The organism is Janthinobacterium lyxosi (assembly GCF_051380665.1).
GTDB lineage: Bacteria > Pseudomonadota > Gammaproteobacteria > Burkholderiales > Burkholderiaceae_D > Janthinobacterium.
Map to the genome: position 1 here is coordinate 1 of NZ_JBNYXM010000069.1, position 4826 is coordinate 4826.

The 4826-nt window shown below is 59.2% G+C and carries 9 protein-coding genes and 1 pseudogene; 9 read left to right on the top strand and 1 reads right to left on the bottom strand.

Annotation, left to right across the window (positions count from 1 at the left end):
* Positions 1-415: 415 nt before the first annotated feature.
* Complete coding sequence (locus ACQ4WP_RS28910; protein ID WP_436526700.1) at positions 416-730, bottom strand: DUF3693 domain-containing protein; 315 nt, start codon at positions 728-730, stop codon at positions 416-418.
* Positions 731-955: 225 nt separating this feature from the next.
* Here ACQ4WP_RS28910 and ACQ4WP_RS28915 point away from each other — a divergent pair, with 225 nt between their 5' ends.
* From ACQ4WP_RS28915 to ACQ4WP_RS28955, 9 genes and pseudogenes are all read left to right on the top strand, one after another.
* Complete coding sequence (locus ACQ4WP_RS28915) at positions 956-1159, top strand: hypothetical protein (protein WP_436526702.1); 204 nt, start codon at positions 956-958, stop codon at positions 1157-1159.
* Positions 1156-1422 (top strand): hypothetical protein, encoded by a 267-nt coding sequence (locus tag ACQ4WP_RS28920; protein WP_436526704.1) that lies wholly within the window; start codon positions 1156-1158, stop codon positions 1420-1422. The genes ACQ4WP_RS28915 and ACQ4WP_RS28920 overlap by 4 nt, the downstream gene beginning before the upstream one ends.
* Positions 1422-1847, top strand: coding sequence for a hypothetical protein (locus ACQ4WP_RS28925; protein WP_436526705.1), 426 nt, complete (start codon positions 1422-1424; stop codon positions 1845-1847). The genes ACQ4WP_RS28920 and ACQ4WP_RS28925 overlap by 1 nt, the downstream gene beginning before the upstream one ends.
* Positions 1847-2086, top strand: coding sequence for a hypothetical protein (locus ACQ4WP_RS28930; protein ID WP_436526707.1), 240 nt, complete (start codon positions 1847-1849; stop codon positions 2084-2086). Before ACQ4WP_RS28925 ends, ACQ4WP_RS28930 begins: the two co-directional genes overlap by 1 nt.
* The gene (locus tag ACQ4WP_RS28935; protein WP_436526709.1) at positions 2086-3864 is read left to right on the top strand and encodes a replication endonuclease; all 1779 of its coding nucleotides are present in this window, start codon (positions 2086-2088) and stop codon (positions 3862-3864) included. The genes ACQ4WP_RS28930 and ACQ4WP_RS28935 overlap by 1 nt, the downstream gene beginning before the upstream one ends.
* On the top strand, positions 3861-4013 hold the full coding sequence (locus tag ACQ4WP_RS28940; protein ID WP_436526711.1) for a hypothetical protein: 153 nt from the start codon (positions 3861-3863) through the stop codon (positions 4011-4013). Before ACQ4WP_RS28935 ends, ACQ4WP_RS28940 begins: the two co-directional genes overlap by 4 nt.
* On the top strand, positions 4010-4156 hold the full coding sequence (locus tag ACQ4WP_RS28945) for a hypothetical protein (protein ID WP_314606056.1): 147 nt from the start codon (positions 4010-4012) through the stop codon (positions 4154-4156). The genes ACQ4WP_RS28940 and ACQ4WP_RS28945 overlap by 4 nt, the downstream gene beginning before the upstream one ends.
* A gap of 30 nt (positions 4157-4186) precedes the next feature.
* On the top strand, positions 4187-4495 hold the full coding sequence (locus tag ACQ4WP_RS28950) for a hypothetical protein (protein WP_436526713.1): 309 nt from the start codon (positions 4187-4189) through the stop codon (positions 4493-4495).
* A gap of 3 nt (positions 4496-4498) precedes the next feature.
* A pseudogene (locus ACQ4WP_RS28955) lies at positions 4499-4826 on the top strand (hypothetical protein); the annotation flags it as partial.

The following is a 4826-nucleotide window of genomic DNA, read 5'->3' on the forward strand; positions in this document are numbered from 1 at the left end:
CCAGCTTTACTGCTTCTTCTCGAAGCTCTGGCGTGTATGTTGTTGAGCGTTTCATAAGTTCTCCAGTTGGTGAAGTTTACCAAACAAGAGTGTCCGAAAAAGTCAGGGTACCTCAGTTCGCAGAGAATGATAGAGAATTATGTCGGCTTACTTACTGATATAGGTGATTGTTCGAGGCATTGTGCGACAACAAGTTGATCTTTTTCATCCTTAGATTGCCACGACAGCAAGTTGATCTTTTTCAGATGGAAGTCCCAGAGTACCTACAATGCTGTCGCTGGAGTACTCAAAATGCTGTCGGCGTACTGAGGGTTATATGTATGTAAGAAGTAGACTACAAGTAGATCCCGCCTCCGTCTTTCATTTGACATAATATAAATTCTAATTGTAAAAATGCTAAATAAATAAACTGTTGCTACCGGGGGAGGGCAATGCTCCCGACCGATTTAGCGAGTGGCAACAGTGTGAGAAAACCCTGGTAAATCTCCTGCCAGATGGTCTGTTCTGCCGGTGTTTTGGCTCGTTCGCGGTGCATATCGAGAATGACTAATCCGGGGTGAATTTTCAGCAAATCGGCAACCTTCACGGCTACCGCGTCATCAAAATATCCCTTGCCCTGCACGTACCGGCTCACTGTTTGGCGCGTCACATTCAGCGCTTTCGATAGGGCGTAGTCGGACTCAATCCTGAGGGCCAATTTCACGGCGCCCATGTATTCCATAGTGTTCATATGTTTCTCCCAAGGCATTAAACCACCTGTGCCCAGGTGGCGATGTATAGAGCATAGTCACAAGTCTTGCGACACGCAACTGTCAATGGGCCATTGACGTGTCATATGTCAAAGGCTATATTACGTCCTGTTGGGCGGTTTCATCCATCGCTCCCAAGGCAAAGCCCGCAGGCATGCGGGGCCGCTCACATTCCTTTGCCGGGGAGAATGCCTTGGGAGGCGATCATGCCAGTTACACAAAATTACAAATCAGTCACGTTTTCAGCTGATGCGCTGATGTACGTCAGGGGCGCAGTAGTCGGGCAATTGAATGCCGACAGGGCGAGAATTGAGGCCGCGAAAGATTCCGCCTTGATCGACTTCCTGCGCCGTGAAATTGCCGACGGCACCGAAGTGCTGAATGCCTTGAATTTGGCAGTGATGGCATGAGAGCCACCGGCGACACTCAAGCGCTGGAACTGCCTGGCATAAAACCGCCAGCGGTGACGAAAAAGCGGGGGCGTCCGGCCCTCCATGCCGACCCTGCCGCCCGCCAGCGCGCCTACATGGCGCGTAATGGCATTGTGCCAATGACTGTCCAGTTACCGGAAGCGCTTCACGCTGAGTTCATGACCTGGCTCACATCGAAGGGCAAAAAACAAAGCACCGTCATCGCGCACCTGATCCGCACCCAACTGCTGAGGAAACGTTAATGCGCCACCTTGCCCATGAACTGGTGGCCGTGGCCGCCGTCGCTGGCCCTCAGATGACTCCGCTGGAACTGGAAACAAAAGCCTTCCTTGCCGAAATGGACGTCGTGTGCGCGCAGATCAACGCCACGCCACGCGAACAGCGCATGGAACGCTCTGCCGCCGTGCTGGCGACGATTGCCACGCCTGCTGACGTCGAGGCCGTGCGCGCCGCGTACTGGATGCGCTTGCCGATGGCCGCCCGCATGGTGGCCGTCATGTCGGCGCGCATGCCGAAGGAGCGCGCCAGCGATGCGCTGTGCAAGTTCGATGCGCTGGAGCGTGGCCGCATCTGGTGCGAGGTCGCCAAACTGCGCGCCAATCTGGAAGTGGTGCAAAAGTGCATGAACGGCGGGCGCATGCCTGAGCCAAGTGGCAAGGTGCATTGATGGACGGCAAGATAACCGCACGCAGTATCACCGCTAAACAAATGGGTGAACTCGCTATGGCGATGCTGGCCAGTGGCGCGCACTGGAATCCTTTTAAAGTGGAAAACCCGGAAGTATTTTGGGACGTGCGTGTGGCAGCGCACCGCACAAGGGTAGACGTGTCGGGAAATTACATGCTCGTCCTTAGCTTGTCGCGCCGTGATTTGCTGGCGAAGGCCGCGATGCTGGGGCTAATCTGATGCATCTGAATATGGGCATCCCGTCGCGCATGGCCAGCGCCGTGCAGCGCATGTTCGGTGGCTTGAACGTGCCGCGTCAGCGCGTGGTCGATGCCGTATTGGCCGACGATCAGCGTCTGCCGCTGGCCGACAGCAATGGCGCCATGACTGGCCCAGGAGCTATCTCGGTGGCCGCCTTGCAGGCTGCACGCGAATGCTACTCGGTTTGCTCGAGCCTGCACGATGAGCACGCCATCAAGGCGCGGATTGACGCGATATGCAGCCGTCGCGGCGTCAAACCGCCAGTGGCGGCGACGGTAGGCGGCTACATCGCCCGCGCAGCAGATCATGCATGGTGGCGCCGCGCACTGCGCAAGGAACTGATGCGCCGCTTCGAACATACGTCGATTCAGCTGGGCTTGACCTACGTGCGCGCCGATCCATATGTCAGCCGCGAAACGTGCCTGGCGCAAGCGGCGCAAAACGAGGCCAATAAAAAGGCGCTGGCCGCCGTCACGGCCACCAATGAAAACGGCGACGTATACAGCCTGGCCGAACTGGCCGAATTGGGCATGGGCAATAAAACGCTTCGCCGCGGCGAATTGATGCTGCGCATTCGCGGCTTTGAAGAGGTGGCCGACAAAATGCGCCACGTGGGCATGTTCTGGACGATCACGTGCCCAAGCAAATATCACTCGGTGGGCGGCACGAACGCGAAGTACGCGGAATTCGGCAGTCCGACGCCGCGCGCGGCGCAGGCGTATCTGGTCAAGGTGTGGTCTGCCATCCGTTCCGCGCTGCACCGTCGCGGCATCCAGCCCTACGGCTTCCGCATCGCTGAGCCACACACGGACGGGTGCCCGCACTGGCACATGCTGCTGTTCGTGGCGCCTGAACATCAGGAAACCATGGAAGCGGTCATCAATGCTTACGCCATGCGCGAGGATCGCGACGAGCCAGGCGCCATCAAAAACCGCGTCAAGCTGGTGCGGATCGAGGCGGGGAAGGGCACGGCGGCGGGCTACATCATCAAGTACGTCTGCAAGAGCATCGACGGCGCAGGCGTGGGCGATCACAAGGCATTTGAGGATGGCCGCACCTACGTCATCGTGCCCGATATGTTCGACAAGAAGGAATTCACGGCATCCCAGCGCGTCACTTATTGGGCGCAGGTACACGGCATTCGCCAGTTCCAGCAGATCGGCGGCGTGCCGGTGGGCGTGTGGCGCGAGTTCCGCCGCCTGTCGGAGGAGTCGGTGCGCAATGCGCCTGAACCTATCCGCGAAGCCTACCAGGCCGCGCAGAAAGTCGAGTCCGAAAACCCAGCCATCGCACAGCGCGCCGACTTCGCCCGTTTCATATGGGCCATGGGCGGGCCTACGGTGGGGCGCGGCGCCACGATCAGGCTGGCGACAAGGGAAGAGGGCGTAGAGGGCCGCTACGAGCAGGTAGAGGCGCACAGGCCCGTAGGCGTGTATCTGGCGGCGCAGCCGCATGCGGTCTACGAGTCCACCCGCTACCGCTGGACGATAGACCGGGCAGGGGTGGCCCTTGCCGTTCCTCGGACTGGTGTAAATAAGTGTACGCGCCCAGCCAAAGCACCGGCGCCGTACCAGCCCCAAAATAAAAATTTCGTTCCGGCCTTCTATGTTGGCCGGAATTTTGACCCTGCCACGGGCGCGCAGTGCGCCAAGGTCGATCAGGTGGCGCTCTACCAGCGTCACAAGAAACGCCCAGCGGGCGCCCCGAGTGCCCATCTGCTGCACTTGCAGCGCAAATATAAAAAGGATCACCAGTGACGAATATCGAACAGGGCCAGGCGCTAGAGCGCGAGGCCGTCGCGTTGTACCGGCAGTACGGGTTTTTCTTGCCAGGCCCGGCGAAAGCATTCTTTCGCAAACTGGCAATTCACCTGCAATGGCAGGACCTGATGAAAGTGACGCAATGAACCGCAATCCCTACGTGCCGCCAGAGCAGCAGGCGGACTACCTGAAAAGTTCCATCGTGAACGAGGAAAAAGCCCCGGCGCCTGCGCCGGCCACCAGCAAGCCCCAGGCGAAAAAGCCAGCGGCGAAGCCCAAGCGCAAATAACCGGGCGCGGCCTAGCGGGCCGCGTACATCATGAAAAAAACACCCCTCGGGCATGTGACGTGCCCTGTCTGTGACTTTGCCGATGCCCAGGTGAAGGAAGACAAGAACGGCCACGCTTATATCCATTGCAGCGACTGCAACGCGCAGACCTTCACCCGGAACGACTTCCGCAACGGCAAGTTGCGGGGGCGCATGCGGGCTGTAACGGTAACGGTAACGGACGATACCGTTACCGTTACAGCGCCTGCGCCAGCGACGGCGCCGCCGCCTGCCGCCGACAAGGTGCCGCCCGTCAAAAAACCGGGCGGCTGGCTTCAACCACTTTTAGCGCAAGGATAGGCCATGGCCGACTTAAACGAGAGCCAGGCCGAACCGGCCAAGCTCGACCCGAATGACCCGCTTGACCGCATCGCCATGGAAGCCATGGGCGAGGAGCGTGCGCAGGCCCAGGCCGACGCCGACTTTATCGACCCTCCGCAACCGCCAGGCATCGACCCGGCGCAGACGTGGGGGCAAATCCCCTTCATGTTCGGCAAGGTGCTGAGCATGGCGCTGCCGGAACTGGCGGGCGTATACACGGAAGAGAAGTGCTATCAATGGGGCGTGGGCATGGCTGCGGTGTCAGAGAAATACGGCTGGGATGCCGGTGAGGTAATCGGGCGCTTTGGGC

Bases quoted from the DNA above. Each gene is read 5' to 3' on its own strand.
- ACQ4WP_RS28945 (WP_314606056.1), top strand. From the start codon at position 4,010: ATGAACCGCAATCCCTACGTGCCGCCAGAGCAGCAGGCGGACTACCTG.
- ACQ4WP_RS28930 (WP_436526707.1), top strand. From the start codon at position 1,847: ATGGACGGCAAGATAACCGCACGCAGTATCACCGCTAAACAAATGGGT.
- ACQ4WP_RS28925 (WP_436526705.1), top strand. From the start codon at position 1,422: ATGCGCCACCTTGCCCATGAACTGGTGGCCGTGGCCGCCGTCGCTGGC.
- ACQ4WP_RS28920 (WP_436526704.1), top strand. From the start codon at position 1,156: ATGAGAGCCACCGGCGACACTCAAGCGCTGGAACTGCCTGGCATAAAA.
- ACQ4WP_RS28915 (WP_436526702.1), top strand. From the start codon at position 956: ATGCCAGTTACACAAAATTACAAATCAGTCACGTTTTCAGCTGATGCG.
- ACQ4WP_RS28910 (WP_436526700.1), bottom strand. From the start codon at position 730: ATGAACACTATGGAATACATGGGCGCCGTGAAATTGGCCCTCAGGATT.
- ACQ4WP_RS28950 (WP_436526713.1), top strand. From the start codon at position 4,187: ATGAAAAAAACACCCCTCGGGCATGTGACGTGCCCTGTCTGTGACTTT.
- ACQ4WP_RS28935 (WP_436526709.1), top strand. From the start codon at position 2,086: ATGCATCTGAATATGGGCATCCCGTCGCGCATGGCCAGCGCCGTGCAG.